The sequence below is a fragment of the Nonomuraea sp. NPDC048916 genome (genome assembly GCF_040649575.1).
Lineage (GTDB): Bacteria > Actinomycetota > Actinomycetes > Streptosporangiales > Streptosporangiaceae > Nonomuraea.
In genome coordinates, this window is record NZ_JBEZFS010000014.1 from 156,192 (window position 1) to 181,405 (window position 25,214).

The 25,214-nt window shown below is 71.1% G+C and carries 29 protein-coding genes; 16 read left to right on the forward strand and 13 right to left on the reverse strand.

What is annotated here, in order from left to right:
• Positions 1-99: 99 nt before the first annotated feature.
• The 3 genes from AB0C16_RS17830 to AB0C16_RS17840 all read left to right on the forward strand — a co-directional run bounded on the left by AB0C16_RS17830 (position 100) and on the right by AB0C16_RS17840 (position 3,266).
• A complete protein-coding gene (locus tag AB0C16_RS17830) occupies positions 100-1,431 on the forward strand; it encodes a glutamine synthetase family protein (RefSeq protein WP_357684079.1) in 1,332 nt (443 codons plus the stop codon).
• A gap of 26 nt (positions 1,432-1,457) precedes the next feature.
• Complete coding sequence (locus AB0C16_RS17835) at positions 1,458-2,702, forward strand: cytochrome P450 (RefSeq protein ID WP_357684081.1); 1,245 nt, start codon at positions 1,458-1,460, stop codon at positions 2,700-2,702.
• A gap of 81 nt (positions 2,703-2,783) precedes the next feature.
• On the forward strand, positions 2,784-3,266 hold the full coding sequence (locus tag AB0C16_RS17840; protein WP_357684083.1) for a DUF4232 domain-containing protein: 483 nt from the start codon (positions 2,784-2,786) through the stop codon (positions 3,264-3,266).
• 49 nt (positions 3,267-3,315) lie between these two features.
• On the opposite strand, the gene AB0C16_RS17845 is transcribed toward AB0C16_RS17840, so the two are convergent.
• The 7 genes from AB0C16_RS17845 to AB0C16_RS17875 form a co-directional block, all read right to left on the reverse strand.
• Positions 3,316-4,260 (reverse strand): sugar kinase, encoded by a 945-nt coding sequence (locus tag AB0C16_RS17845; RefSeq protein WP_357684085.1) that lies wholly within the window; start codon positions 4,258-4,260, stop codon positions 3,316-3,318.
• A 148-nt stretch (positions 4,261-4,408) separates the two neighbouring features.
• Positions 4,409-4,747: a crosslink repair DNA glycosylase YcaQ family protein gene (locus AB0C16_RS17850; RefSeq protein ID WP_357684086.1), complete on the reverse strand. Its 339-nt coding sequence runs from the start codon at positions 4,745-4,747 to the stop codon at positions 4,409-4,411.
• Positions 4,635-4,871 (reverse strand): hypothetical protein, encoded by a 237-nt coding sequence (locus tag AB0C16_RS17855; protein WP_357684168.1) that lies wholly within the window; start codon positions 4,869-4,871, stop codon positions 4,635-4,637. The genes AB0C16_RS17850 and AB0C16_RS17855 overlap by 113 nt, the downstream gene beginning before the upstream one ends.
• A gap of 9 nt (positions 4,872-4,880) precedes the next feature.
• Positions 4,881-5,018, reverse strand: a complete 138-nt coding sequence (locus AB0C16_RS17860; RefSeq protein WP_357684088.1) for a hypothetical protein — start codon at positions 5,016-5,018, stop codon at positions 4,881-4,883.
• Between the two features lie 158 nt (positions 5,019-5,176).
• A complete protein-coding gene (locus AB0C16_RS17865) occupies positions 5,177-6,532 on the reverse strand; it encodes a serine/threonine-protein kinase (protein WP_357684170.1) in 1,356 nt (451 codons plus the stop codon).
• Between the two features lie 141 nt (positions 6,533-6,673).
• Positions 6,674-7,192, reverse strand: a complete 519-nt coding sequence (locus tag AB0C16_RS17870) for a GNAT family protein (RefSeq protein ID WP_357684090.1) — start codon at positions 7,190-7,192, stop codon at positions 6,674-6,676.
• A 48-nt stretch (positions 7,193-7,240) separates the two neighbouring features.
• Positions 7,241-7,750 carry a shikimate kinase gene (locus AB0C16_RS17875; RefSeq protein ID WP_357684092.1) on the reverse strand — a complete coding sequence of 170 codons (510 nt, stop codon included), beginning with the start codon at positions 7,748-7,750 and terminating at the stop codon, positions 7,241-7,243.
• A 34-nt stretch (positions 7,751-7,784) separates the two neighbouring features.
• Here AB0C16_RS17875 and AB0C16_RS17880 point away from each other — a divergent pair, with 34 nt between their 5' ends.
• Together AB0C16_RS17880 and AB0C16_RS17885 are read left to right on the forward strand one after the other, a co-directional pair.
• Positions 7,785-8,066 carry a hypothetical protein gene (locus tag AB0C16_RS17880; protein WP_357684094.1) on the forward strand — a complete coding sequence of 94 codons (282 nt, stop codon included), beginning with the start codon at positions 7,785-7,787 and terminating at the stop codon, positions 8,064-8,066.
• Between the two features lie 87 nt (positions 8,067-8,153).
• The gene (locus tag AB0C16_RS17885) at positions 8,154-8,540 is read left to right on the forward strand and encodes a ChaB family protein (RefSeq protein ID WP_357684096.1); all 387 of its coding nucleotides are present in this window, start codon (positions 8,154-8,156) and stop codon (positions 8,538-8,540) included.
• A 300-nt stretch (positions 8,541-8,840) separates the two neighbouring features.
• On the opposite strand, the gene AB0C16_RS17890 is transcribed toward AB0C16_RS17885, so the two are convergent.
• The 3 genes from AB0C16_RS17890 to AB0C16_RS17900 are packed head-to-tail and all read right to left on the reverse strand — an operon-like array spanning position 8,841 to position 11,992.
• A complete protein-coding gene (locus tag AB0C16_RS17890; RefSeq protein ID WP_357684098.1) occupies positions 8,841-10,667 on the reverse strand; it encodes a transketolase in 1,827 nt (608 codons plus the stop codon).
• A 50-nt stretch (positions 10,668-10,717) separates the two neighbouring features.
• On the reverse strand, positions 10,718-11,755 hold the full coding sequence (locus tag AB0C16_RS17895; protein WP_357684100.1) for an SDR family oxidoreductase: 1,038 nt from the start codon (positions 11,753-11,755) through the stop codon (positions 10,718-10,720).
• A 6-nt stretch (positions 11,756-11,761) separates the two neighbouring features.
• Positions 11,762-11,992: a hypothetical protein gene (locus AB0C16_RS17900; protein WP_357684102.1), complete on the reverse strand. Its 231-nt coding sequence runs from the start codon at positions 11,990-11,992 to the stop codon at positions 11,762-11,764.
• A gap of 309 nt (positions 11,993-12,301) precedes the next feature.
• Between AB0C16_RS17900 and AB0C16_RS17905 the strand changes: the two genes are divergently transcribed.
• Entirely contained in the window at positions 12,302-12,550 is a 249-nt protein-coding gene (locus AB0C16_RS17905; protein ID WP_357684104.1) for a BON domain-containing protein, read from the forward strand.
• Entirely contained in the window at positions 12,543-13,265 is a 723-nt protein-coding gene (locus tag AB0C16_RS17910; RefSeq protein ID WP_357684106.1) for a metallophosphoesterase, read from the forward strand. Before AB0C16_RS17905 ends, AB0C16_RS17910 begins: the two co-directional genes overlap by 8 nt.
• A gap of 190 nt (positions 13,266-13,455) precedes the next feature.
• Here AB0C16_RS17910 and AB0C16_RS17915 read toward each other — a convergent pair whose 3' ends face one another.
• A complete protein-coding gene (locus AB0C16_RS17915) occupies positions 13,456-13,605 on the reverse strand; it encodes a GPGG-motif small membrane protein (protein ID WP_181308348.1) in 150 nt (49 codons plus the stop codon).
• Between the two features lie 198 nt (positions 13,606-13,803).
• Between AB0C16_RS17915 and AB0C16_RS17920 the strand changes: the two genes are divergently transcribed.
• The 7 genes from AB0C16_RS17920 (at position 13,804) to AB0C16_RS17950 (ending at position 21,340) form a co-directional block, all read left to right on the forward strand.
• Positions 13,804-14,400, forward strand: a complete 597-nt coding sequence (locus AB0C16_RS17920; RefSeq protein ID WP_357684108.1) for a nucleotidyltransferase — start codon at positions 13,804-13,806, stop codon at positions 14,398-14,400.
• A 91-nt stretch (positions 14,401-14,491) separates the two neighbouring features.
• Positions 14,492-15,574, forward strand: coding sequence for an acyltransferase (locus tag AB0C16_RS17925; RefSeq protein WP_357684110.1), 1,083 nt, complete (start codon positions 14,492-14,494; stop codon positions 15,572-15,574).
• Between the two features lie 46 nt (positions 15,575-15,620).
• Entirely contained in the window at positions 15,621-16,436 is an 816-nt protein-coding gene (locus AB0C16_RS17930; RefSeq protein WP_357684112.1) for an SAM-dependent methyltransferase, read from the forward strand.
• 218 nt (positions 16,437-16,654) lie between these two features.
• A complete protein-coding gene (locus AB0C16_RS17935) occupies positions 16,655-17,524 on the forward strand; it encodes a DMT family transporter (protein WP_357684114.1) in 870 nt (289 codons plus the stop codon).
• Between the two features lie 218 nt (positions 17,525-17,742).
• Complete coding sequence (gene secA2, locus AB0C16_RS17940) at positions 17,743-19,902, forward strand: accessory Sec system translocase SecA2 (protein WP_357684116.1); 2,160 nt, start codon at positions 17,743-17,745, stop codon at positions 19,900-19,902.
• 63 nt (positions 19,903-19,965) lie between these two features.
• Complete coding sequence (locus AB0C16_RS17945; protein WP_357684118.1) at positions 19,966-20,340, forward strand: VOC family protein; 375 nt, start codon at positions 19,966-19,968, stop codon at positions 20,338-20,340.
• A gap of 115 nt (positions 20,341-20,455) precedes the next feature.
• Positions 20,456-21,340, forward strand: a complete 885-nt coding sequence (locus AB0C16_RS17950) for a DMT family transporter (protein ID WP_357684120.1) — start codon at positions 20,456-20,458, stop codon at positions 21,338-21,340.
• On the opposite strand, the gene AB0C16_RS17955 is transcribed toward AB0C16_RS17950, so the two are convergent.
• On the reverse strand, positions 21,243-22,418 hold the full coding sequence (locus AB0C16_RS17955) for an FAD-dependent monooxygenase (protein ID WP_357684121.1): 1,176 nt from the start codon (positions 22,416-22,418) through the stop codon (positions 21,243-21,245). The two genes, AB0C16_RS17950 and AB0C16_RS17955, sit on opposite strands and share 98 nt — an antisense overlap.
• 88 nt (positions 22,419-22,506) lie before the next feature.
• On the opposite strand from AB0C16_RS17955, the gene AB0C16_RS17960 reads away from it, so the two are divergent.
• Positions 22,507-23,124: a TetR/AcrR family transcriptional regulator gene (locus AB0C16_RS17960; RefSeq protein ID WP_357684123.1), complete on the forward strand. Its 618-nt coding sequence runs from the start codon at positions 22,507-22,509 to the stop codon at positions 23,122-23,124.
• A 196-nt stretch (positions 23,125-23,320) separates the two neighbouring features.
• Here AB0C16_RS17960 and AB0C16_RS17965 read toward each other — a convergent pair whose 3' ends face one another.
• Positions 23,321-23,899 carry a GNAT family protein gene (locus tag AB0C16_RS17965; protein WP_357684125.1) on the reverse strand — a complete coding sequence of 193 codons (579 nt, stop codon included), beginning with the start codon at positions 23,897-23,899 and terminating at the stop codon, positions 23,321-23,323.
• Between the two features lie 107 nt (positions 23,900-24,006).
• Between AB0C16_RS17965 and AB0C16_RS17970 the strand changes: the two genes are divergently transcribed.
• Positions 24,007-25,209, forward strand: coding sequence for an acyl-CoA dehydrogenase family protein (locus tag AB0C16_RS17970; protein WP_357684127.1), 1,203 nt, complete (start codon positions 24,007-24,009; stop codon positions 25,207-25,209).
• The last annotated feature ends 5 nt before the right edge of the window (positions 25,210-25,214 follow it).

The following is a 25,214-nucleotide window of genomic DNA, read 5'->3' on the forward strand; positions in this document are numbered from 1 at the left end:
GAAACCGCAAAGGTCTTGTTGTTCAACGATTTCCGGCGTATTGTTTGCGCCCAAACGAACATGCCGCCGTTTCGGCGTGCCCGTCCCGAGGGAGCCCTCTTGAGCACGGAACGAGCCGTCCAGCGCCTGTCCGAGCAGGGCATCGACATAGTCCGCATCGGCTACTCCGATCTCATCGGAACCGAGCGGGGCAAGGATGTGCTCGTCGAGCGGCTGGCCGACGTGGTGGAGAGCGGGATCGCCTTCTGCCAGGCGGTCTACTACACCTCGCCGCAGGGCGACGTCGTCCCGGTGCCCGGCGGCCTCGACAGGGGGCTGCCCGACGTCGCCATCAGGCCCGACCTGTCCACGCTGGTGCCGCTGCCGTGGGAGCCGGGCGTGGCGAGCTGCCTGGGTGACGCGTTCGACCCGGTCAGTGGCGAGCCCTTCCCTGAGTCCCCGCGCGAGGTGATGCGCGCCGCCGCCGCCCGGCTGGGCGAGCTGGGGCTGACCGCCCTGGTCGGCCCGGAGCTGGAGTACTTCCTGCTCGAACCCGACGGGGCGGGCGGCTGGCGCCGTTACGACGACGCGCCGGGCAACGTCTACGTGGCGGGCACCAAGGGCGACCGGGGGTCCCACGTGCTCCGCGCCCTGCGGATGCTGCGCCAGATGGACATCGGCGCCACCATGGGCAACCACGAGTTCTCCGGCGGGCAGTTCGAGATCAATCTGCACCACTCCGAGGCCGTGAACGCCGCCGACCGGGCCTTCCGCTTCAAGTCGGCGATCAAGGAGCTGGCCCGCCAGGACGGGCTGATGGCCACCTTCATGGCCAAGCCGTTCAACGACGAGGGCGGCTCCGGGTTCCACGTGCACCTCTCGTGCGACGACGCCGACGGCCGCAACGTCTTCGACGACCCCGACGGGGCGTACGGGCTGTCCGAGACCGCGCGGCACGCCATCGGCGGCGTCCTCGCGCACGCGCCCGCCCTCGCCGCGCTGCTCAACCCCACCATCAACTCCTACAAACGGTTCGGTCCCGACACGCTGGCCCCCTGGCTGATCGACTGGGGGCTCGACAACCGCAGCGCGATGCTCCGCGTACCGCCGGAGCGCGGCGCGGGCAGCCGCATGGAGCTGCGGCTCGGCGACGCCACGGCCAACCCCTACATCGGCATCGCGGGCCTGCTCGCCGCCGTCTACCTGGGCGTCAGGGACCGGATCGACCCGCCGGCGCCGCTGGAGGGCTACGGCTACGACACGTCCAGGTCGCCCCTGCTTCCCATGTCGCTGCCGGTCGCGCTCGACGCGCTCGACGACGACGCCGCGCTCGGCGAGGTGCTCGGCAAGGAGTTCGTCAGCAGCTTCCTCGCCTACAAGCGCAACGAAGTCGAACGGTTCTCCCAGTTCGTCACCGACTGGGAGTTCCGCGAGTACGCCTACCACCTGTAGTTCACGCACATCCTCGGAGGGACCCCATGCGCCTGGAAGACGTCGACCTGGCGGACAACGACAAGTTCCTTGACGGCGAGACCCCGTGGCGCATGTTCGACGTGCTCCGCTCGGAGGCGCCCGTCAACTGGCAGGAGGAGGAGCACGGCAGCGGATTCTGGTCGGTGACCAGACACGAGGACATCGTGCGGGTCGACCGCGACGCCGAGACCTTCACCTCCTCGAAGTTCGTCAACCTCGAGGAGGTCGACGAGCGGCAGGCCACCATCAGGCGATCGCTGCTGGAGACGGACGGCCCGCGCCACGGCGTGCTGCGCCGCATCATGCAGCGCCAGTTCACCGCCAGGGCCGTCGCGGGCTACGAGGTCTTCCTGCGCGGCCTGACCGCGCGCACCCTGGACGCGGCCCTGGCCAAGGGCACGTTCGACTTCGTGAAGGAGGTCTCGGCCGACTTCCCCATCAACGTGCTGGCCAAGATGCTCGACGTGCCCGAGGGCGACACGCAACAGCTCATCGACTGGGGCAACCGGATCATCGGCAACACCGACCCCGAGTACGCCGACGTGCTGATCCACAGCGAGGAGAGCGAGAAGTACCGCGACCTGCCCTTCCGCAGCCCCGCCTCGCTGGAGGTCTTCGAGTACGGCCGCGACCTGGCCCGCCGGCGGCGCGGCGGCGACGGCACCGACCTGGTGAGCAAGCTGGTCAACGAGCCCACGGCCGACGGCGTCCCGCTCTCAGCGACCGACTTCGACAACTACTTCCTGCTGCTCGTCGTGGCCGGCAACGAGACCACCCGGCACGCCATCACCCACACGATGCGCGCGCTGATCGAGCACCCCGAGCAGGCGGACAAGCTGCGGTCCGACCCCGGCCTGATGCCGGTCGCGGTCGAGGAGTTCCTACGGTGGGCCTCCCCGGTCTACCACTTCCGCCGTACGGCGACGCGCGACGTGGAGTTGCACGACCGCAAGATCGCCGAGGGGGACAAGGTCGTCATGTGGTTCGCCTCCGGCAACCGCGACGAGAGGGTCTTCGACTCGCCCTACAGCTTCGACGTGACCCGGCCGGACAACGACCACCTCACGTTCGGCAAGGGCAGCCCGCACTTCTGCCTGGGCAACGCGCTCGCCCGGCTGGAGATCCGGATCATGTTCGAGGAGCTGCTGCCCCGGCTGGCCGACATCCGGTTCGCGGGGGACATCAGGCGGGTCCGGTCCAACTTCGTCAACGGCATCAAGGAGCTTCCGGTCACGGTCACGCTCGCCTGACCTGCCGCGTTCCACGGCCGCCTTCCGGCAATATCGCCGCGAACGTGAAAAAAACCGCCTGCCAGGGCATAACCACTCCTGATGAGAAGTCTTCGGATCGCCGGGATCGTGGGCGGGCTCCTGCTGGCAGGCGGCGCCGCCCCGGCGTTCGCGCACGAGCCCGTGCCGGGGTACGAGCCCGCGGCAGCCGGGCAGTGCTCCGCGGCCCGGCTCCGGGTGGACCTGGGCCGGGTGGACTCCGGCGCGGGCAACCGCTACGCGCCGCTGGAGTTCACCAACCGGTCCGCGATCGCCTGCACCCTCAGCGGCCGTCCGGAGCTCGTCCTGCTCTCCTCGTTCGGCGCCGCCCTGCCCCAGCGGGTGACCGAGGCCGGCGGGCCGTCGCCCGTGGTCACCCTGGAACCAGGCGGCACCGCCCGCGCCGTCCTGCACTGGACGGTCGTCGAGTCCGACTGCGGCGAACCGGCGGCCCTCCGGGTCACCCCGCCGGGCGGCGGCCCCCACACCACGATCGCCTTCGCGGTGGACCGGGTCTGCCACATCGACGTGACCCCCGTCACCTAGGCGGCTCGTCCGGAGGTTCGTGCCGGCGCTGGCGAGGGTCGTCGGCGGGTCATCTGCTCACGCCGTCGGCGGGGCTTCGCAGGAGCTCGAGGTCCGCCCGGTGGGGCAGACTTTCCCAGTCGCCCTGCGAGGTGACGGCGAACGCCCCGGCGGCGCAGGCCGTCCGCAGGCGCCGCTCGGGCGATGCGCCGGCCAGCCAGTCGGCCAGCCAGCCGGCCGCGAACGCGTCTCCGGCCCCCACCGGGTCGACCTCGGTCACCTGGTACGGCTCCGCGCGCCGGATCTCGCCGTCGGACAGCTCCAGCGCGCCCCTGGCGCCGAACTTGACGAGCACGTGCCGCGGCCCCAGCGAGGCCAGCGCCTTGGCCAGGTCGGCGGCCTCGCCGGCGTCGGCGATCAGGCGGCCCTCGGCCTCGGTCGCGAACAGCACGTCCACGTCGCCGACCGTCTCACGCAACCACGCGCCGGCCTCGGCCGGCGACCACAGCCTCCTGCGGTAGTTGATGTCGAGCGAGACGGGCACCCCGGCGGCCCGCGCCTCGCCGATGGCGTGCCGTACCGCATCACGGGCCGAGGCCGACAGGGCGGGCGTGATCGCCGAGACGTGCAGCACCCGGGCGGACCTGATGAGATCGGGGTCGAGGTCGCCGGGGGAGAGGCGGGAGCCGGCGCTGTCCTTGCGGTAGTAGCGGACATCGATCAGGTCGGCGGTGCGCCGGCCCTTGATCATCAGCCCGGTGGGCGCTTCGGGATCGGCGATCGCGCGGGTCAGCACGCCCTCGCCCATGAGCGTGGCCCGGATCAGGTCGCCGAACTCGTCGGCGCCGACGCGGCCGGTCCAGGCGGTGCTGTGGCCGAGGCGGGCGACGCCGATCGCGACGTTCGACTCGGCGCCGCCGAGGCCCAGGTCGAAGTCACGGGCGAAACGCAGCGGACCAGTACGGCGGGCGGCGAACAGCGCCATGGTCTCACCGAAGGTCACCAGGTCGGTCATCGAGTCGTGCCCGCTTTCTCGAGACGCGCGACCCGTGTCACACGCTTCCGGCGCCCTCACCCGCGCGGCAAGGCCCGGACCGGGACGGCGGCGACCACGGCGTCAGCGCGGTGGATGTGGTGATCAATCCCGCGATCAATCCTCGATGTCACCATATCGTCGCCGGGCAGGCGCCCTCCGGCGGCCCGCCAGGCGTGCCCGCGCCAGCGGCCCCGGGTGGCGTCATGTGGCGGAGGGGCCGTGGGAGACGGCGACGTCTCATGAACCCGCTCATGGCGGCGACCCCGGCCTCGGTGATCACTCTCGACCTATCCGCATGTGACAGGAAAAGGTTGTCGAAGTCGTACATCAATCGGACAGGCGCGGAAATTTCCTCAGAAGGCCGTGGAGCGTCCGGCAAATCGTAGTAAGTCCGACCGTCCTCGTCCCGGAACCGCACCAGTTCCAAGGTCATCCGCTCCGTCACCACCTGCACCAGCGGCCGCATCGACAGGCAGTCGCGCGCTCACCAGATGGATGGTCGAGCGCTGCAACGCGATGCGGACGAGCTCGCGCGAGGACAGCAGGCCGGAGGCGTCGGATGCCCGGAAGCCCTCGATCCGGTTCCACAGCCCGGTGTATCAGGTGTGCGGCGTCTGCGCCTGCAGGCCGCCGAGGTGTTCGACCACGTCGAGCACGGACCGGTCGGCGCGGCGCAGCAGCAACTGCCTGTCCAGGGTGGCTCGGTTGAGCGCCCGGCGGCTGATGAGGGGATCCATGCCCACACCGTAGAGGGAATCGCGGCAGAAATCGTTCCGCGATGCGCCTGAGGTGGGCCCGGCCCGATGGTCCAGCCGGCGTCGGCGTCGCGCTCGGCCTGGATGCGGCCGCCCGGCCCGCGCGTGGTGGTCCAGCCGGGGCGCGGTCGCCGCACGGGTCAGCTCCCGGCTCGTGGCCCGCCCGCCGACCTGCCTCTCAGCAGCGACGCCGTGTAGGCGCGGGCCGCCGCGGCCCGCGCGCCGCCGATGACGGCCTGCCCGGTCAGCAGCCTGGCCAGCAGCCCGGTCAGCAGCCCGGCCAACCGGCGCAGGTCGGCCGTCCTGGCGCGGTGGGCGGCGTACGCCGAGGTCAGGGCGGGTTCGGGGGCCACGGCGGCACGGACGCCGATCGCGGGCCCCTCCACGGAGGCCGCCTGCCCGGCCCGGTCGCCGGTCGTGCCCGGCTCACCGGCCCGGGCGCTCGCCCACGCGCGCAGCCGGGGCCAGGCGTGGACGAGCGCGGCGCTGGCCGGGATGACCCGGTCGCCGCTCACGGCCACGAGCTTGCCCACGGCGGTCTGGGCGGGCGCGACCCGCACGCTCTGCCGCACGAGCAGGCCCGCGTCGGTGAGGCGGGCGAGCACGCCGTGCTCGTCGCCCGCCACGGCGTCGCCGTCGAGCAGCCGAAGCAGCAGTCCCGGCGCCTCCTCCCGCTGACCTGGCGTCAGCGACGCGTAGACCTCCTCCGCCACGGAGCCGAGCGAGCGCGGCCCGGCCAGGCCGTCGGGAGGGCCCAGGCCGGCCGTGGCGCCGACCAGCAGCCCGGCGGCGGCCGGACGGTCGGCGGGCTCCTTGGCCAGGGCCCGGCCGACCAGCTCGCGCAACCGGGCGGGCAGCTCGTCGAGCTCGGGGTCCACGGCCAGCAGCCGGTGCATGACCCCGCCCGGGCTCTCGCCACGGAACGGGTCGCGCCCGGTGGCGGCGAACAGCAGCACCGCGCCCCAGGCGAACACGTCGGCCGCCGGCCCCGGCCGCCGCCCGGTGACGACCTCCGGCGCCAGGTAGGTGCGGGTGCCGACCGAGCCGGTGGCCGCCACGCCGAGGTCGATCAGGGTGGGTCCGCTGGGGGAGAGCAGCACGTTCTCGGGCCGCAGGTCGCGGTGGGCGATGCCGACCGCGTGCAGCGTGCGCAGCGCCGTCGCGAGCGCGTCGGCCAGCGCGTCCAGCTCCTCGCCGGCGTAGGGGCCGTGGACGGCCACCGCCTGCCGCAGGTCGGGCCCCTCGGCGAACTCGCTCACGATGTAGGGGACCGACCGGTCGACCCCCACGGCGACCACCCTGGCCAGGTGGTGTGGCGTCACCCGCCAGACGGCGTCGCCCAGCTGCTCGGTGACCTCACCCCGGGGCACCTTGACCGCGAACCGGCGACCCTCGTCGTCGTAGGCGTCGTAGACGACGCCCCGCCCACCCGCACCGAGCCGTCCCGCCAGCCAGTAGCCGCCGAGGCTCTCCGGGTCACCCGGCACCAAGCGCATCGTCACTGGTGCTTAGATGCGCGAAACCGGTGATTGGTTGGCCTCGACCTCTGGGTAGGGGAAGGACTCCCGCGTGGGGGAGGTGGGGGAAGAACGTCACAGGTCCCCCGCGCGCCTCGGAGGACCCGTGCGTCATGATCATTATGCCAGGCTTTCCGATCTTGGCAGCCACTCGGTCCGCAGCATGGACATGGCCACCGAGTCGTGCCACTCGCCGTCCCACAGCAGCGCGTCGCGGCGCACACCCTCCTCGACGAACCCCACCTTCTTGTAGACGTGCCTGGCCCGGTCGTTGAAGGCGTGGACGTCCAGGCTGATCCGGTGCAGCGGCGTCGTCGTGAAGGCGTGGTCGAGCACCAGCGTGATGGCCTCGGTGCCGTAGCCCCTGCCGAACACCCGGGAGCCGAGCAGCGCGATGCGCAGATTGCACGCCAGGTTGGCGGCGTCGAGCTCGTTGAGCACGATCTCGCCCACGTACGCGTCTCCAGCCGTGATCGCCAGGTCGAGGCGCTCGGGACGCTCGCCCCTCGTCAGGTACCACTGCCGTGCCGTGTCCCGGTCGAACTCCGCGTGCGAGCCGGTCAGCCGCCGCACCTCCGGGTCGGTGACCAGCTCGTACAGGCCCTCGGCGTGCTCGGGGCCGACTGGGGTGAGCGTCACGCGCTCACCCGCGAGAGTGGGTTTCTCAGCGAACATCCCCCCTGGCTATCAGCCGTGGTCAGCCGCGGGCAATCCCATTTCGGCCGACACCGCCGCCGCGATCTCCTCCGGCTTCACCACGCTGACGTCGAAGGTCATGTCGGCCACCTCGCGGAAGAACGGCTCGCGCCGCGCCCGCACGGTCGCCGGGGCGAAGTCCGGCCGGTGGTCGCCGGTGCGCATCCGCTCGGCCAGCACCGAGTCGGGCGCGTCCAGCCACACCACCAAACTCCCGCGCAGAGCCGCGCGGACCCGCGGATCCTCGATGGAGCCGGCCGCGGCGATGATCACTTTCGGCTCGCCATGGAGCTCCGCCAGCACGTGCTCGGCCTCACGCTCGTGCAGCACGCCCGCCCCTTCGGTGGCGGCGATCTGCGCCGCGCTGGCGCCGTAACGGGCCCGGAGGAAGGGATCGCTGTCGCTCAGTGGCCGGCCGAGCGCGGCGCTGATCAGGCGACCCGCCGTCGTCTTGCCCGCGCCCATCAACCCGACCACCACTACTGGTTTGTTTTTTGCCATGAGGAAAGAGGTTCCTTCTGTCAAGGAGGTAATCATGACCATCGCCGGAAGCATCATCCTCATCATGCTCGGCGCGATCCTCACCTGGGCCGTGGAGTTCGATCTCGCGGGTCTCGACATCAACGTCGTCGGGGTCATTCTCATGATCGGCGGCCTGGTCGGACTGTTGTTCGGCCTTTACCGGATCAGCGTCACCCGCAGAGCCGTCGGCCCCATCAACGAGCCCGTGGTCCGCCGCGACCTCGTCGACGAGCCCGAGACGCGGCGCACCACGGTGTACGAGGAGCGCCGCCGCTACGACGAACCGCCGCTGTAGATACCACGGCTGTAGATACCACGGCTGTAGGACCACCGCTGTGGGAACCGCCACCGTAGAAAGCGCCACCGTAGGAGGTGCACCGTCATGCCAGCCCGCCAGGAGTTGCCGTCGACCATCCGTCGTTCGCCGAAGAAGGCGCAGGACACCTGGATGAAGGCGCACGACTCCGCCGTCGAGACGTACGGCGAGGGCCGCCGCGCCCATATGACGGCCTTCGCCGCCCTGAAGCACACCTTCGAGAAGGTGGGTGACCACTGGGAGCCGAAGCCGAGGAAGGGCCCGTCGGACCAGCGCGCCGCCGGCCGTTCCGGCATGACGGCCGAGGGCGTCGACGCCAACGCCACCAAGGAGCACCTGCGGCAGGTGGCGATCAGGCTCGACATCCCCGGCCGGTCGAAGATGACCAAGCCGGAGCTCGTCGAGGCCATCAAGAAGGCCAACCGGCGGGCCGCCGCCAAAGCCCGCGGCTGACCCCGCCCGTTGCCGACGACACGTGCACGTGTCCGACAACCGCGTGCCTTGTCCGACAACCCCGCGTCCGTTCCCAACAACCCCGTGGAGGATGCCCCGGCCTTCGGGCCCTGTTCCCGACAACCCCGCGCCCGTTCCCGACAACCCTGTGGAGGATGCCCCGGCCTTCGGGCCCTGTTCCCGACAACCCCGCGCCCGTTCCCGACAACCCTGTGGAGGATGCCCCGGCCCTCGGGCCGGGGAGGAATCCTTTGACGGAGGAGTTTTTGAGCGGGGGAGGAAGTCAGAGGGGGGAGGAAGTCAGAGCAACCGCTTGACCGCCTCGGCGATCGCGTGGCGGTCAATGCCGGCGTCCGCCAACTGCTGCTCGGGGGTCGCGGATCCGGGCAGGTCCCGCACGGCCAGTTTCACCACCCTCGGCCCGAGCTCGCTGACGGCGTCGAGCACCGCGTCTCCGAGCCCGCCCTCCGGCCGGTGGTCCTCCACCGTGATGAGGTTGCCCGTGGTGGTCGCCGCCTCGGCCAGCGCGGCCGCGTCGACGGGCTTGATCGAGTAGAGGTCGACCACGCCGACCGAGACGCCCTGCCCGGCCAGCTCGTCGGCCGCCGCGAGCGCCTCGTGCACGGTCACGCCCGCGGTCACGATCGTGGCCCGGTCGTCGGGCGAGTGCCGCAGCACCCGGGAGCCGCCCACGGGGAAGCGCTCGCCCGGCGGGTAGATCACCGGTGTCTCCCCGCGGGTCGTCCTCAGGTAGGACACCCCGTCGAGGTCGGCCATCGCGGCGGTCAGGGCCGCCGCCTGGTTGGCGTCTGACGGGTAGAGCACCGTGCTGCCGTGGATCGCGCGCATCATGGCCAGGTCCTCCAGCCCCATCTGCGACGGCCCGTCCTCGCCGATCGACACCCCGGCGTGCGAGCCGACCAGCCTGATCGACGCGCGGCTCGCCGCGGCCATCCTGATGAAGTCGTACGCCCTGGTCAGGAACGCCGCGAACGTGGCCGCGTACGGGATCCAGCCCCGCACCTGCAGGCCGACCGCCGCGGCGACGAGCTGCTGCTCGGCGATGTACATCTCGAAGAACCGCTCGGGGAACCTGGTGGCGAACTCCTGCGTCCTGGTGGAGTCGGCCACCTCCCCGTCCAGCGCCACCACCTCGCCGCGGGCCGCGCCCAAGGCCGCCAGCGCCTCGCCGTAACCGGTCCTGATCGCGACCCGCTCGCCGACCGCGTACTCCGGCAGGGTGAGCGGCCCTCCTCCGAACCGGTACGCCTCGGTCCCCGGCTCCGGCCGGTGCACCTCGACGGTCATCTCGCGCGGACCGCCCAGCTCGCCGATGGCGGTTTCAGGGTCCTTGAGCGCCTTGCCGTGCGCGCCCTCGCGGTTCTCCACCTCCATGACGCCCTCGCCCTTGCGCGTCTTGGCCAGGATGACGGTCGGCCGCCTGCGCGTGTTGCGGGCGTCGCCCAGCGCGAAGTCGATCTGGCCGGGGTCGTGTCCGTCGATCTCGATCGTGTGCCACCCGAACGCGCCGAACCTGCGGGCGTACGCGCCGGTGTCCCAGCCGTGCCGGGTCGGCCCGCGCTGTCCCAGCCGGTTGACGTCCACGATCAGGGTCAGGTTGGCCAGGCCCGCGTGGCCGGCGTGCTCGGCGGCCTCCCAGATCGACCCCTCGGCCAGCTCGCCGTCGCCGCACAGCACCCACACCCGGTACGGCAGCCGCTCCAGCCGCCCGGCCAGCGCGATGCCCACGCCGATCGGAAGGCCCTGCCCCAGCGAGCCGGTGGCCACGTCCACCCAGGGCAGCCGCGGGGTCGGGTGACCCTCCAGCGGGCTGCCCCGCTTCCTGAAGGACAGCAGCTCCTCGTCGGTGACGGCGCCCGCGGCCTTGAACAGCGAGTAGAGCAGGGGAGAGGCGTGCCCTTTGGAGAAGATCAGGTGGTCGTTACCGGGGTCCTCGGGCCGGGCGAAGTCGTAGTGGTAGTGGCAGGCGAACAGCACGGCCATCAGGTCGGCCGCCGACATGGACGACGTCGGATGACCGGAGCCGGCCGCCGCGGAGCTGCGCACGGAGTCCACCCGCAGCTGGGCGGCCAGGTCGGCCAGATACTGAAGATCACGTTCAGGCATGGAGCCTCCTTCTGGTCGCTCAACCGGCCCCGTCTGGGTGCCGCTCGGGACTAGCGGGCGCGGCGCAGGGCGGTGAGGGCGCCCGCCAGCGCACCGGCGGCGAGCGTGAGGAGGACGGGGCGGCGGTGCTGGGAGAGCCAGAGCTGCGGACTGCGGCCGTGGGAGCGGTGGTCGAAGCCGCCGTGGGCGCCGTAGTCCGCCGACTCGTCCGCCGGCTGCCAGAGGTTGGCCACGCCGGTGCGGGGCTGCTCAGTCGTCTGCTGCGCGTCCACGCCGGTGCGCGCCAGGTAGCGGTCCAGCAGCGCGGGGGCGACGCGCTGGGCGAGCAGGGTGGCGGCCGTGGTGATGCCGACCCAGTACTCCTTGCGCTCGGGGTGCTCGGCCGCGTGGACGATGCCGTCGGCCGCGACCTCCGGCTGGTAGATGGGAGGCACCGGCTGGGGGTGGCGGCGCAGTTTGTTCAGCACCCAGTCGAACTGCGGGGTGTTGACCGCGGGCAACTGGACCAGGGTGATGTGGATCCCGCTCCGTTCGGCCAGCAGCTCGGTGCGCACCGACTCGGTGAAGCCCTTGACCGCGTGCTTGGCGCCGCAGTAGGCCGACTGCAGGGGGATGCCGCGTTGCGACAGGGCCGACCCGGTCTGCACGATCGCGCCCCTGCCGCGCGGGCGCATCAGGTCCAGGGCCACCCGGGTGCCCCAGACGTAGCCGAGGTAGGTGACGGCGGTGGTCCGCTCGTACTCCTCGGGCGAGATGTCGGTGAACCTGGCGAAGACCGAGGAGAAGGCGACGTTGATCCACACGTCGATGGGGCCCATCTCGGCCTCGACGCGCTCGGCCGCCTTGCGCAGCTGCTCGTAGTCGGCGACGTCCGCCTCGTAGACCTGGCCGGTGCCGCCCGCCGCGCCCACGTCGACCGCGGCCGCGCCGAGCCCGGTCGTGCCCCGGGCGATCAGCGCCACCTTGGCGCCCTTCTCGCCGAGCCGGCGTACCACGGCCCGCCCGACACCGCCGCTCGCCCCGGTGACCACGACCACCTTGTCGCGGAGGCCGTCCGTACGTCGTGATTCTTCCTGCTGCGGTCGCATGCCTTCTCAGCCTGCCTCTCCCACGTTGCGGTCCTTCTGGCGTCGTATGGCGAGCACGATGTCGACGATCGTCACCACGGCGGCCACGATCGCGATGACGGTCAGCAGGGGAGCCTTGGCGATGAGGCCGAGCACGCCGAACGCGAAGGAGAAGATGAGGACGAACGACCCCACTCTGATGTGCACGACGTCGCGTGGCGTCGCGGGCACCATGGGCCTGCCGGAGTTCGACCGCACTTCCCAATGCTCACGCTTTTCCCAAGTGCTCTTTTCTGGGACGTTGCTTTTATCGGGTATGTCGCTCTTCTCAGACATGTGGGCCAACTGCCCGGACCGTTTGCCGCCTAACGTGGCGGGTCGCCGGGGCGCTGCGGGCCTCCCGGCGAGCGATCGCTCCCGCCCTGCCCGAGTCGGGGGCCGACGCCGGCTTCGGGTGACCGGCCACGTACGGCCCCGTGGAGCAGGCGGTCATCGCCGTGGTGTGCGCCGTTTGAGCCGTTTGAGTCGTACATCCCCGGGCATGCGGCGACTGGAAAGGGGAGAGCGATGGAAGCACCGCAGTACGTCGCGGCCCGGGTCCAGCAGGCGCTGGCCGAGGACGCGCGCACGCACGAGCTCGGCATCCACGTCGACGTCAGGGGCGACCAGATGTTCCTGCACGGCAAGGTGAGCGGTGCCGAGCAGCGCGAACGGCTTGGGGCGGTGGCCCGCGAGGCCGCGCCCGACCTGAGGGTGCACAACGAGATCAGGATCGTCGACTACGGCGAGCCGGGAGAGGATGAGCATCTTGACTGATCTGCGCATCGCGGCCGCGGGCGACATCCATCTGGGCGAGGACGACCGGGGCACCTACCGGGAGCGGCTCAAGGGCATCGAGGAGCGTGCCGACGTGCTGATGCTCGCGGGTGACCTGACCCGGCACGGCACCCTGGAGGAGGGCCGGGTCGTGGCCGACGAACTGCGCGACCTGCCGGTGCCCGCCGTCACCGTGCTCGGCAACCACGACTACCACTCCGACATGCAGCACGAGATCGCCTCGGTGCTCCGTGACGCCGGGGTGATCGTGCTCAACAACGACGGCGTCGTGATCCAGTGCGGCGACTCGAAGCTGGGCGTGGTCGGCGGCAAGGGCTTCGGCGGCGGGTTCGCCGGCAAGTGCGCGAGCGAGTTCGGCGAGCGCGAGATCAAGAACTTCGTCGGGCACACCCGGCAGATCGCCGACGCGTGGCGGCTCGCGCTCAAGGAGATGCAGGTGGACCGGCGTGTGGTGCTGTCGCACTATTCCCCCGTCAAGGAGACCCTCGAAGGGGAGCCGCTGGAGATCTACCCCTTCCTCGGCAGCTACCTTTTGGCCGAGGCCGTCGACACCGCCGGCGCGGAGCTGATCCTCCACGGGCACGCGCACAAGGGCAGTGAGAAGGGCCTCACCCCCGGCGGGATCAGGGTGCGCAACGTCGCGCTGCCCGTGCTCGGCCGGGCCTACGCCGTCTACTGCCTCGACGGCGGTTAATCCGGGCGGGCGGCCACCGACTCCGGCTCGTGGCGCCCGCCGGACGGAAGATGGGACGTCACCTCGTGCTCATGCCCGGTGGCATAAGCACGAGGACCGGAAGGAGTGACATTTCGGCAAATCTAGAGGTGCCACTGGGCCGGAATGGGGTGCCGGCCCAGTGGACAGGCGGACGGGGCGGCCTGCGCCCCTAGACATTGAAGATGCTGACACCGCCGGGGCCGACCAGGAAACCGATGACGATGAGGACGATCCCCCAGAGCAGGTCGCGCCGGGCCAGGATGACGTAGATGCCGGAGATGACGAGGATGACAGCGATGATCCATAGCAGAGTAGCCATGAGCCCGCTTCTGCCCCGAGGGCCGGGCCTTTAACATTCCTTTCCGTTGAGGAACGTCCTTCCCGGAGGGGCACGCGGCTCTCCTTCGGCTCGCGGGATTCAATCAGGCCACGCGCTGCCCCCGCGCCGGACGGTTACCGGCTCTCACCGGGGGGCCCGAAGACGTCTAGCCTGCGATCGTAGGGGTAGCCCGGTCTCATGGGCAGCCACAGTCATGCGGTCACCGACGCGATCCTCGACACGCTCAAGCGCGCGAGTTCGGGGCTGAAGGACGCCGAGGTGAAGTTCGCGCTGGCCGGCGGCTGCGCGGCCTACGCCAGGGGAGCGGCGCCCTCGCTGCACGACGTCGACTTCGTCCTCACCGAGCATGACGTGCCCGCCGCCCTCGAGGCGCTGCGCGGGCTGGGCTTCGAGACCGCCAAGCCCCCGGAGGACTGGCTGGTGAAGGCGTTCGACGAGGGACGGCTGGTGGATCTGATCTTCCGGGTGTCCGACCGGCCGATCACCGACGAGCTGCTCGACCGGGCCGAGCCGATGACGGCGTCGGCGGTGATCGTACCCGTGCTGCAGGCCACCGACCTGGTCATCTCCTGGATGTTGCCGCTGTCCGAGCACGCCTGCGACTACGGCGGGCTGCTGCCGCAGGTGCGGGCGCTGCGCGAGCAGGTCGACTGGGCGCGGGTGGCCGCCGTGACGGCCGACTCGCCGTACGCCGCCACCTTCCTCACCCTGCTCGAACGCCTGGGCGTGCTCGACCCGCCGGTGCGCGCCATGGGTGACCCGGCTTGGCCGTGACTTGGCCGTGACAGGCGCTGTCTACCGGATGTCAGTGGAACATCAAGCGCTCTAGGAGATGCTCCCCTTCCACCAGAGGGGGCGCGTCTCCATGCGAAACAGGACAGACCGGCTCTATGAGATCGACGGACTCCGGTTACTCGCCGCGCTGTGCGTGGTGTTCTTCCACTACACGTTCTCCGGCTGGGCGGGCGGTGCCAGCCGCGTCTCCTTCCCCGCCGAGAGCGCCTGGTCGCGGTACGGCTACCTCGGGGTGGACCTGTTCTTCATGATCAGCGGGTTCGTGGTGCTGATGAGCGCCTGGGGTCGCGGCCCGCGCCAGTTCGTGGTGTCCAGGGCGGTGCGCCTCTACCCCGCGTACTGGGTGGGCATCGCGGTGACCGCGCTGGTGACGGTCACGCTGGGAGCCGGGCTCTACACGATCTCGCCCGGCTCGGTGCTGGCGAACCTCACGATGTTCCAGGCCGTGGCCGACGTGCCGAACGTGGACGTCGTCTACTGGACCCTCTGGGCCGAGATGCGGTTCTACCTGCTCATCCTCGTCTTCACCTGGATCGGGATGACCAGGGCGCGGGTGACTGCGGCGCTGTGGGGGTGGCTCGCGGTGACGATCGCCGTCGAGCTGGGGATCGTGCCCGGGATCGCCGACCTGGTGGTGCAGTCGGAGTTCGCGCACTACTTCATCGCCGGGATGGCCCTGTTCATGCTGTACCGGTTCGGGCCGACCTGGCAGATCGCGCTGCTGGTGCCGCTCTGCCTGGGCAACGCCGTCTACCGGGCCATCGGCTACGCGGACGCGGTCGGGCGGCGTTACTCGGTCGAGTACGACCACGCGATCATCGTCGCCCTAGTCGTGGTCATCTTCCTGGTCATGACGCTGATCGCGCTCCGGGTGACGCGGCCGCTGGCCCGGCCGTGGCTGGTCACCGCGGGTGCGCTGACGTACCCGCTGTACCTGCTGCACGCGCATATCGGGTTCATCCTGTTCGACCGGATCGGCGACCAGCTCAACCGGCATGTCCTGCTGTACGGGCTGATCGTGCTGATGTGCGCGGCGGCCTACGCGGTCCACCGCTTCGTCGAGCGGCCGGTCGCGCCGTTCCTCAAGCGGCTGGCCACTCCACGGCGTGACGCCGAGCCCACCGTCGTGGCCGTTCGCCAGCCGCAGACATGAGGCCCTGCCTGTGGGTACGATCCGCGTCACGGATGGAGGGGGCCAGGTGAGTCTCGACTTCGAAAGCGAGTGGGCGCCCGCGGGCGTGGACGTCACCGCGCCGAGCGTCGCCCGCGTGCACGACGCGTTGCTGGGAGGCACCGGCAACTTCGCCGTGGACCGGTCGGTCGCCCGGCGGCTGAAGGAGGCCGTGCCCGAGGTGGTCGACCTGGTCTGGTGCAACCGCGCCTTCATCGGCCGGGTGGTCGACTTCTTCGTCCGCGAGGCCGGGATCAGGCAGATCGTCGACCTGGGCGCGGGTCTGCCCACCGTGGAGAACTCCCACGAGGTGGCCCAGTTCGCCGACCCCTCGGTGCGGGTCGTCTACGTCGATCTCGACCCGATGGTGGAGCCGCAGGCGCGGGCGATCCTCGGCGGCAATCCCAACGCCGTCGCGATCACCGAGGACGCCCGCGACGTCGACGCCGTTCTGGACAACCTCGAGCTGACCCGGCTCATCGACCTGCGCCGGCCGGTCGCCCTCATGGCGATCGGGCTGCTGCACCTGTTGCCCGACAGCGATGATCCGCACGGCCTGGTCAGGAGCTACATGGACGCGTTGCCGCCCGGGAGCTACCTGGCGGCCTCCAACATGCTCGTCTCGGTCAACCCGAAGGCCCAGGCGCTGGAGGCGATGCTGCAGGCGACCATGGGCGCCAGCCACTTCCGCTCCCGTGAGGCGATCGCCCGCTACTTCGACGGCCTGGTGATGGTCGAGCCCGGGCTGGTCCACTTCCCCGAATGGCGGCCCGACGACCGGCTGCCCGGCCCGCTGGCCACCTGGGAGGAGCTCCTGCTGGGCGGCGTCGCACGCAAACCGTGACGACCGTCAGGGACAGGCCGTCTGGGACAGGCCGTCTGGGACAGGCCGTTTGGGACAGGCCGTTAGGGTGTGATCGTGACGCGATTTCTGATCTGCTCCCCGCCCCCCGCCCTGTAGCGGGCGGCATCTCCTGAAATTTCCGGATCTCTCCGATCCGGGGGTGGCTGCTGCCCGCACGACGGGCCCACTTCCGACCACTCCATCCGGAGAGATCTGTCATGACCCCTGTTTCCGCGCGGCGGGGCGCGCTCTACGTGTCCGTGGCCGCGACCGCCTGGGGCACCGGCGGCGCCGCCGGGTCGCTGCTCTTCCAGTCCGGCGGGCTCGGCCCCGTCGGCGTCTCCCTCTGGCGCTACCTGCTCGGCGCCGCCTTCCTGCTCGCCCTGGTCCGCCTCACCGGCGGCCGGCTGGACCGGTTCAGCCCGCGGGTCGTCGTCGTGGGCGTCGGCATGGCCGTCTACCAGACCGCCTACTTCGCCTCGATCGCCGAGTCCGGCGTGGCCCTCGCGACCGTGGTGACGATGGGCGCCACGCCCGTCTTCACCGCCCTCGGCGGCCGGTTCCTGCTCCGCGAGCGGCTCGGCCGCGTCGGCCTGGCCGCCCTGCTGACCGCGCTCGCCGGGCTGGCCCTCCTCACCGGGGAGACCGCGCTGGGAGGCGGCGGCGGTCTCGGCGGGATCGCGTTCGCCTTGCTGTCCGCCGCCGGCTACGCCGGGGTGACACTGTTCTCGCGGCGTCACCAGGACGATCCGCAGGGCACGGCCGTGGGCGGGTTCCTCGTCGGGGCGGCCTGCCTGGCGCCGTTCGCGCTGGCCGGCGGGGTGCTGCCGGAGTTCAGCGTGTCGTCGGTGGCGCTGCTGCTCTATCTCGGGGCGGTGCCGACCGCGCTCGCCTACGGGCTGTTCTTCCGCGCGCTGACGGCGCTCAGCGCCACCACGGTGTCGATCATCTCGCTCGGCGAGGCGGCCGGTGCCGCGCTGCTGGGCGTGGTGCTGTTCGGCGAGCGGCTCACGCCGCTCGCCTGGAGCGGGTGCGCGCTGCTGCTCACCGCCGTGGTGGTGCTCACCGCGAGGGCCGGCGACGGGTGAGCGGCCGGCCCCGGTAGGGGAGCGGAGTGACGGTGCGGGCCGTCTCATGGGTTAGGGTCCGGTACGGCGACGCATGTCGTACCGTCGCTCCGCTCCTGACTCCGTCCAGACCTCATGCATAGGGGCACAAGGGGAACGGTGCCGACAAAGTGTGCGTTGGAGGGACTGTGGCGTCGATTTCCGGAATCCTCAGAAATCTCCTGGACCGTCCAGGAGGCGTGAGCCTGAGCCCGTACAAGAAGGTCGTCAAGGCCGCCGGTGACCGGGCCGGCCGGATCGGGAAGCTGGACGAGCTGCCCGAGCCGTCAATGGACGATCTGGTCGAGTTCTGCGCCATCGCGCGCGAGGCGGCCGACCGCACCCTCGGGCTGCGGCCGTACGACGTGCAGTTGCTGGGGACTCTCGCCCTGCTCGACGGCAAGGTCGCCGAGATGGCCACCGGCGAGGGCAAGACGCTGTCCGGCGCGATGGCCGCGGCGGGCTACGCCCTGCAGGGCAAGCGGGTGCACGTGATGTCCGTCAACGACTACCTGGCCAGGCGCGACGCGGAGTGGATGGCGCCGTTCTACCAGGCGATGGGGGTCACCGTCGGCTGGATCGGCCAGAGCTCCACGCCGGACGAGCGGCGCGAGGCGTACGCGAAGGACGTCACCTACGGACCCGTCAGCGAGATCGGCTTCGACGTGTTGCGCGACCGGCTCCGCACCGACGCGGGCGAGCTGATCGTGCCCGCGCCCGAGGTGGCGCTGATCGACGAGGCCGACTCGGTGCTGGTGGACGAGGCCCGGGTGCCGCTGGTGATGGCCGGGGCGTCCGACGCCGGCAGCGCGGTGCCGGAGATGGCCGTGCTGGCCCGGCAACTGGTCAGGGGCTATCACTACGAGGTCGACGACCAGGCCCGCAACGTCTACTTGACCCCCAAGGGCGCCACCACCGTCGAGAACCTGCTCGGCGTCGAGCTCTACGACGAGCACGAGCCGGGCACCCTGATCGAGCTCAACCTGGCCCTGCACGCCCACGCGCTGCTCACCCGCGACGTCGACTACATCGTGCGCGACGGCAAGGTGCAGCTGATCAACCCCTCCCGCGGCCGGGTGGCGCTCCTGCAGCGCTGGCCCGACGGTCTGCAGGCGGCCGTGGAGGCCAAGGAGACGCTGGCGCCCAGCGAGAAGGGCGAGATCCTCGACTCCATCACCGTGCAGGGCCTGATCCGCCGCTACCCGCAGATCTCCGGCATGACCGGCACCGCGGTCGCGGTCAGCGAGCAGCTCGGCGAATTCTACGGGCTGAAGGTCGCGGTGATCCCGTCCAACCGCCCGTGCGTCAGGAAGGACGAGCCGGACCGCATCTACCCGGCCGTCCCCGAGAAGGACACCGCGCTGGTCGAGGAGATCCAGCAGGCCCACGCCACCGGCCGGCCCATCCTCATCGGCACCCTCGACGTGGCCGAGTCGGAGAACCTCGCCATGCTGCTGCAGCGGCGCGGGCTGGAGCCGGTCGTGCTCAACGCGAAGAACGACGCCGAGGAGGCCGCGATCATCGCCAGGGCGGGCGAGCGCGGCGCCATCACCGTCTCCACCCAGATGGCCGGGCGCGGCACCGACATCCGCCTCGGTGAGGGCGTGGCCGAGCTGGGCGGCCTGTACGTGATCGGCTCCGGCCGCCACGCCAGCAGCCGCCTCGACGACCAGTTGCGCGGCCGGGCCGGCCGGCAGGGCGACCCGGGCGGTTCGGTCTTCTTCGTCAGCATGCAGGACGACCTGATCACGCAGTTCGTCTCCGACGAACGCCCGCCCGCGGCCGACGCCGACGGCCTGGTGCGCCACCGGCGCGGCGCCTACCTGGTGGGCCACGCCCAGCGCATCGCCGAGGGCGTGCACCTGCAGATCCACCGCAACACCTGGCGCTACACCCGGCTGCTGGAGCACCAGCGCGAGCTCATCCTGGAGTGGCGCGACAAGGTCCTGCACGGCGACTCGGCCGCCCGGGCCCTGGCCGAGAACGACCCCGAGCGCTGGGAGTCGATGCCCGCCGACACTCGCGAGGAGACGGCCAGGCAGATCGTGCTGCACGCGATCGACCGGTGCTGGACCGAGCACCTGGCCTTCCTCACCGACCTGCGCGAGGGCATCCACCTGCGGGCACTCGGCCGGATGAGCCCGATCGACGAGTTCCACCGGGAGGCCGTGGCCGAGTACAAGTCGCTGCTGGGCGAGGTCGAGCGCCGTTCGCTGGAGTCGTTCGAGGAGCCCGAGCCCGACCTCAGGCGGCCCACCGCGACATGGACCTACCTGGTGCAGGACAACCCCTTCGGCACCGAGTGGGACCGGATCCTCAAGCGGGTCACCTCGGGCGCGCGAAAGGCCTCCGGCGCCTGACTTCTGCTACCTGACGTCCAGTACCTGACAGGGGATGGCAGGTATGGCTGGGAGCATGAGTCCATGACAACGAAGGCGAAGCTCCTGGCCGTCAGCCTCGACTGCGCGGAGCCCAAGAAACTGGCCGAGTTCTATCACCAGGTGACGGGCCTGGACATCCAGTACTCCGAGGACGAGTACGCCGCGGTGGGCGACGGCACCACCAGCGTCTACTTCGGCCGGGTCCCCGACCGGAAGCCGGCGGAGTGGCCGGGGCCGGACAAGCAGTTCCACCTCGACTTCCGGGTCCCCGATGTGGAGCGGGCGGTCGAGGAGTACATTTCGCTGGGCGCCACCAAGCCCGAGTTCCAGCCGGGCGTCACCGAGCAGGGCGTCGGCTGGATCGTTCTGCGGGATCCCGAGGGCCACCTTTTCTGCGTCTGTCCAGAAAAGTCGTGACGATCGCTAGGGACGAACAGGTAAGGATTGGCCTAAAGGGTGATTCCAGCACTCCCCTCGGGTTCTAAGCTGGAGCAATGCTCTTGACGGGATCCTGGCGCCTTCGCGAGCGCACATGAGCTGGGCCGGGTTGCTCATCGCCCTGGCCGGTGCCCTCGGATACGCGCTCGGCGCGGCGCTGCAGCAGTACGAAGCGGTGGCGGAGGGTGCCTCCCTCAAGCTGGTGAGGCGCCCTCGCTGGTGGATCGGCGGGATCATCGGATTCACCGGCGCCTGCCTGCACGCGGTGGCGCTCAGCCTCGCGCCGCTGGTCATCGTGCAGCCGATCAGCGTGGCCACCCTGGTGTTCGCGGTGCCGCTGGCCGCGCTGATGTACGGGCGCAGACCGTACAAGGGGGAGATCTTCGGCTCCATCGCGGTGGCCGTCGGGCTGCTCTGGCTGATGCTGCTGGTGCCCGCCCACAACGTCACGCCCCGGCTGAGCAGCGGCGCCGCGATCGCGTTCATCGCGGTGATCGGCGTGATCGTGCTCGTCACGCAACTGGCCGCGGGCAGGGTGCACGGTCCGGGCCGGGCGCTGCTGATGGCCGTGGCGGCGGGGGCCGTCACCGCGAGCGTGTCCACGTTCGTCCGCGTGGTCGGAGGGGGCATGCAGGGCGACTGGGGCAGGCTGCTCCACTGGTTCACCCTGGCCGTGCCGGTGTTGCTGGTCGCCGCCGTGGTGCTGCTGCAGCGCTCCTACGCGGTCGGCTACTTCGGCATCGCCTACGCCGGCGTGCAGGTGATCGACCCCGTCACCTCGGTGCTGGCCGGCGCCATCCTGCTCGGTGAGCCGCTCCCGACCAGCCCCGACACGGCGATCCCCGCCCTGCTGGCGGCGGCGCTGACCATCGGCGGCACGATCACGCTCGGGCGGCTGGCCCCCGACCACTCGAAGCCGGTGTCGGTGGACTCCATCCCAGCACCTCATCCATTGACCGCAGTATCAGATCCGAGCTGAGCCGCCCGGCCAGCGTGATCCCCGCGTCGCGAAGCCGTACGGCGAGGGGGGCGCGCAGCTTGGTCGCCCGGCACAAGGACATGCTGCGGCGCACGACGGTGGCGGTGCGGCGCAGCCGGGCGGCCGTGTAGCCGGCGAGGTCGCCCCCGGCCGTGCCGCTCCCGGCCACATGCGCGAGCACGACCGCGTCCTCGATCGCCTGGCAGGCTCCCTGGCCCAGGTTGGGCGTCATCGGGTGGGCCGCGTCGCCGAGCAGCGCCACCCGGCCCCGGTGCAGGGCGGGCAGCGGCCGGTCGAAGTAGTGGACGTCGTTGCGGATGATCCGCGCGGGGTCCGCCGCGCGCAGCAGCGTGGGTATCGGCTCGTGCCAGCCGCCGAACCTGCGCAGCAGCTCCTCACGCTCATCCTCGTGCCCGGCCCCGGCGGGCGACAGGTCGGTGGCGTAGAGGTAGACGAGGTCGCCGGCCAGCTGGTGGACGCCGAACACGAGGCCCCTGCCCCACGTCTCGGTGCTCCGCACCGGAGGGCCGGGGTTCGGGACGAGCCCGCGCCACGCCGTCACCCCCGAGTAGACCGGCCCCGGATGCTCGGGGAAGAGCGCGCTCCGGGTCGCCGAGCGGATGCCGTCGGCGGCCACGACCAGGTCGGCCCGCAGGTCGCCCGCACCGGTGCGGACGATGCCGGTGCCGGGGTCGACGCCGGTGACCGTGGTGCCCAGCCGCAGGTGCCGCTCGCCCAGGGCGTCGGCGAGAACCTCGGCGAGCCTGGCCCGCAGCATGATGACCATCGAGTCGCCGTACCGCTCGCGCGCCGCGTCCTCGCTGGTGCGCAGCAGCCACCGGCCGTCGGGGCGGCATAGCCCGGCCTGCCCCTCCATCCTCGCCAGCTCGCGGATCCGGTCGCCCAGGTCCAGCGTGTCGAGTGCGCGCAACGCGTTGACCGCGATGGCCAGGCCCGAGCCGACATTCTCCAGGTGCTCCGCGCGCTCCAGCACGGTCACGTCCCAGCCCTGCCTGCGCAGCGCGATCCCGGCGGTCAACCCGCCGATGCCCGCGCCGATCACCACCGCGTTCGGCATGCCTCGCCTCCCTCACTCTTCACTACGTCTGTAGTCGCACCTTACTACACCTGTAGTGCGGCCTACTACCGGTGTAGTGTTTGCGCTCGTGAAGCGCTCTGACCTGGTCGCGGAAACCGCCATCAGCCTGCTGGCCGAGCGCGGCATGCGCGGGCTCACCCACCGCGCCGTGGACGAGGCCGCCGGCCTGCCGCCGGGGTCGACCTCCAACCTGGCCCGCACCCGCGCCGCCCTGCTGGAGCTGACGTTGTCACGCCTGACGGACCTGGAGGAGCAGGCCCTGTCCATGGTCCTCGTGCCCGGCCCGCCGGGACGGCCGTCCGAGTCCCCGCCCGGCGACTCGCCGGAAGGTCCGGCCGAGACGGGGGTCGCACCGCTCGGTGACCTGCCGGGGCGGCTGGCCGAGGCGTTGCACGTGCAGCTTCGCGATCGGCGGTGCACGCTGGCCCGCTACGAGCTGGCCCTGGAGGCGACCAGGCGGCCCGAGCTGCGCACGATCTACGACCGGGCGGGCCGCCGCTTCCGCGACCCCGCCGTCGCCCTGCTCGCCGCCGCCGGCTCGCGGGATCCGGTACGCCACGCGCGGCAACTGGTGGCGTACGGCGAGGGCATCATGTTCGACGCGATAGCCGGAGCGGGCGCCGAGCCCTCCCTCGACGAGCTGCGCGCGGCGATTCGCGAGCTGCTGGCCGGCATGCTCGCCTGAACGGCGGCTCCGTCTGAACGGCCTTCTCGCTTGAACGGCGGGTTCGCCTGAACGGCCTGTTCGCCTGAACGGCGGGTCCGTCTGAACGGCCTGTTCGCTTGAACGGCGGGCTCGGTTGGTTGACGGGCCCGTTTGGGTGGCTGCGCGCGTCCGGGGAACGGCGATTGGATCGATGGCCGGGGACTTCCGGCAGCGCTCAGCGGGTCAGGCGGGCCCGGTGGGCGGGCCATTCCTCCTGGAGGATGCCGAAGTAGACGGTGTCGCGCCAGCTGCCGTCGGGCCGCCTGCGCTGCCGGCGCAGGGTGCCCTCGTGCAGGCCGCCGATCCGCCTGATCGCCTCCTGTGACCGCAGGTTGAGCACGTCGGTCTTGAGCATGACCCGGTTGAAGCCCAGCTTGTCGAAGGCGTGGTCGATGAGCAGCAGCTTGCAGCCCGTGTTGACGGCCGTGCGCCAGAACGCCCTGCCGTACCACGTCCAGCCGATCTCGATGCTCTCGTCGAAGCCCGGCACGTCGCCGTAGGTGGTCCAGCCGGCGGCCCGGCCGGTCTCCTTCGGTATCACCGCGAACGGAATGTGACGGTCGTCCTCGATCAGTGTGCGGGCGATCCGCGCCAGCTCCTCCTCGGTGCGGGGCGCCGCCACGGGCATCCAGCGCCAGACCTCCGCGTCACCCCCTCCGGCGGCGAACAGGTCGGGTATGTGGGTCGTGGTGAGCGGTTCGAGCCGTACGGTGTCGTTCTCGAGCACGACGGGAGAGGGAAGCTTCGCGGTCATGGCGGCCAGGCTAGGCCCTGCCCCGATTCCGCCGTTACGGCCACATGGCCGTTTTTGCCGCGAACCACCTGTCGACATGCATACCGGCCGGTCGGTAGGCTCACCGCATGGACTTCGCCTTCGACACCGTCACCGAGGACCTACGCGAGCGACTGCTGCGCTTCATGGACGAATGCGTCTACCCGGCCGAGGCCGCCTTCGAGGAGCAGGCGGCGACCAGCGGATGGAGCGCTCCGCCGCTGCTCGCCGACCTGAAGGACGAGGCCAGAAAGCGTGGCCTGTGGAACCTGTTCCTGCCCGGTGATCACGGGGCGGGGCTGACCAACCTGCAGTACGCGCCGCTGGCGGAGATCATGGGCCGCAGCCCCAACCTCGCGCCCGCGGCCACCAACTGCGCCGCGCCCGACACCGGCAACATGGAGGTCCTCTCCATGTTCGGCACCGAGTGGCAGCGCAAGGAATGGCTGCAACCGCTGCTCGACGGGGAGATCCGCTCGGCCTTCGCGATGACCGAGCCCGACGTGGCCTCCTCCGACGCCACCAACATCGCGACGTCGATCACCCGCGACGGCAACGAGTACGTCATCAACGGCCGCAAGTGGTTCATCTCAGGCGCGATGAACCCCGACTGCAAGATCTTCATCGTGATGGGCAAGACGGACCCCGAGGCGTCGGCCCGCCGGCAGCAGAGCATGGTCCTGGTGCCGCGTGACACGCCGGGCATGCACATCAAGCGCGGCATGCACGTGTTCGGCTACAGCGACTCCGACCACGGCGGGCACGCCGAGATCGTCTTCGAGGACGTCCGCGTCCCGGCCGACAACCTGATCGGCGAGCAGGGCGGCGGCTTCGCCATCGCCCAGGCCAGGCTCGGCCCCGGTCGCATCCACCACTGCATGCGGCTGATCGGCATGGCTGAGCGCGCCGTCGAGCTCATGTGCCGCCGGGCGCTCAGCAGGACCACGTTCGGCAAGCCCGTCGCCCAGCAGGGCGTGATCCAGGACTGGATCGCCGAGTCCCGCATCCGGATCGAGCAGCTGCGGCTGCTGGTGCTCAAGACGGCCTGGCTGATGGACACCGTCGGCAACCAGGGCGCCCACACCGAGATCCAGGCCATCAAGATCTCCACTCCGATCACCGTGGAGTGGATCCTTGACAAGGCCATCCAGGTGCACGGGGCGGGCGGCGTCTCGCAGGACTTCCCGCTGGCCGCGCTCTGGGCGGGAGCCCGCTCGCTGCGGCTGGCCGACGGCCCCGACGAGGTGCACAAGCGGTCGCTGGCCCACCGCGAGCTCAAGAAGTACATGTGACGGAT

What these genes read in the sequence shown, in the direction of transcription:
- AB0C16_RS17835 (WP_357684081.1), top strand. Translation starts at nt 1,458, where the DNA reads ATGCGCCTGGAAGACGTCGACCTGGCGGACAACGACAAGTTCCTTGAC.
- AB0C16_RS17840 (WP_357684083.1), top strand. Translation starts at nt 2,784, where the DNA reads ATGAGAAGTCTTCGGATCGCCGGGATCGTGGGCGGGCTCCTGCTGGCA.
- AB0C16_RS17845 (WP_357684085.1), bottom strand. Translation starts at nt 4,260, where the DNA reads ATGACCGACCTGGTGACCTTCGGTGAGACCATGGCGCTGTTCGCCGCC.
- AB0C16_RS17850 (WP_357684086.1), bottom strand. Translation starts at nt 4,747, where the DNA reads ATGCGGCCGCTGGTGCAGGTGGTGACGGAGCGGATGACCTTGGAACTG.
- AB0C16_RS17860 (WP_357684088.1), bottom strand. Translation starts at nt 5,018, where the DNA reads ATGGATCCCCTCATCAGCCGCCGGGCGCTCAACCGAGCCACCCTGGAC.
- AB0C16_RS17865 (WP_357684170.1), bottom strand. Translation starts at nt 6,532, where the DNA reads ATGCGCTTGGTGCCGGGTGACCCGGAGAGCCTCGGCGGCTACTGGCTG.
- AB0C16_RS17875 (WP_357684092.1), bottom strand. Translation starts at nt 7,750, where the DNA reads ATGGCAAAAAACAAACCAGTAGTGGTGGTCGGGTTGATGGGCGCGGGC.
- AB0C16_RS17880 (WP_357684094.1), top strand. Translation starts at nt 7,785, where the DNA reads ATGACCATCGCCGGAAGCATCATCCTCATCATGCTCGGCGCGATCCTC.
- AB0C16_RS17885 (WP_357684096.1), top strand. Translation starts at nt 8,154, where the DNA reads ATGCCAGCCCGCCAGGAGTTGCCGTCGACCATCCGTCGTTCGCCGAAG.
- AB0C16_RS17890 (WP_357684098.1), bottom strand. Translation starts at nt 10,667, where the DNA reads ATGCCTGAACGTGATCTTCAGTATCTGGCCGACCTGGCCGCCCAGCTG.
- AB0C16_RS17895 (WP_357684100.1), bottom strand. Translation starts at nt 11,755, where the DNA reads ATGCGACCGCAGCAGGAAGAATCACGACGTACGGACGGCCTCCGCGAC.
- AB0C16_RS17905 (WP_357684104.1), top strand. Translation starts at nt 12,302, where the DNA reads ATGGAAGCACCGCAGTACGTCGCGGCCCGGGTCCAGCAGGCGCTGGCC.
- AB0C16_RS17915 (WP_181308348.1), bottom strand. Translation starts at nt 13,605, where the DNA reads ATGGCTACTCTGCTATGGATCATCGCTGTCATCCTCGTCATCTCCGGC.
- AB0C16_RS17920 (WP_357684108.1), top strand. Translation starts at nt 13,804, where the DNA reads ATGGGCAGCCACAGTCATGCGGTCACCGACGCGATCCTCGACACGCTC.
- AB0C16_RS17925 (WP_357684110.1), top strand. Translation starts at nt 14,492, where the DNA reads ATGCGAAACAGGACAGACCGGCTCTATGAGATCGACGGACTCCGGTTA.
- AB0C16_RS17935 (WP_357684114.1), top strand. Translation starts at nt 16,655, where the DNA reads ATGACCCCTGTTTCCGCGCGGCGGGGCGCGCTCTACGTGTCCGTGGCC.
- AB0C16_RS17945 (WP_357684118.1), top strand. Translation starts at nt 19,966, where the DNA reads ATGACAACGAAGGCGAAGCTCCTGGCCGTCAGCCTCGACTGCGCGGAG.
- AB0C16_RS17950 (WP_357684120.1), top strand. Translation starts at nt 20,456, where the DNA reads ATGAGCTGGGCCGGGTTGCTCATCGCCCTGGCCGGTGCCCTCGGATAC.
- AB0C16_RS17955 (WP_357684121.1), bottom strand. Translation starts at nt 22,418, where the DNA reads ATGCCGAACGCGGTGGTGATCGGCGCGGGCATCGGCGGGTTGACCGCC.
- AB0C16_RS17965 (WP_357684125.1), bottom strand. Translation starts at nt 23,899, where the DNA reads ATGACCGCGAAGCTTCCCTCTCCCGTCGTGCTCGAGAACGACACCGTA.
- AB0C16_RS17970 (WP_357684127.1), top strand. Translation starts at nt 24,007, where the DNA reads ATGGACTTCGCCTTCGACACCGTCACCGAGGACCTACGCGAGCGACTG.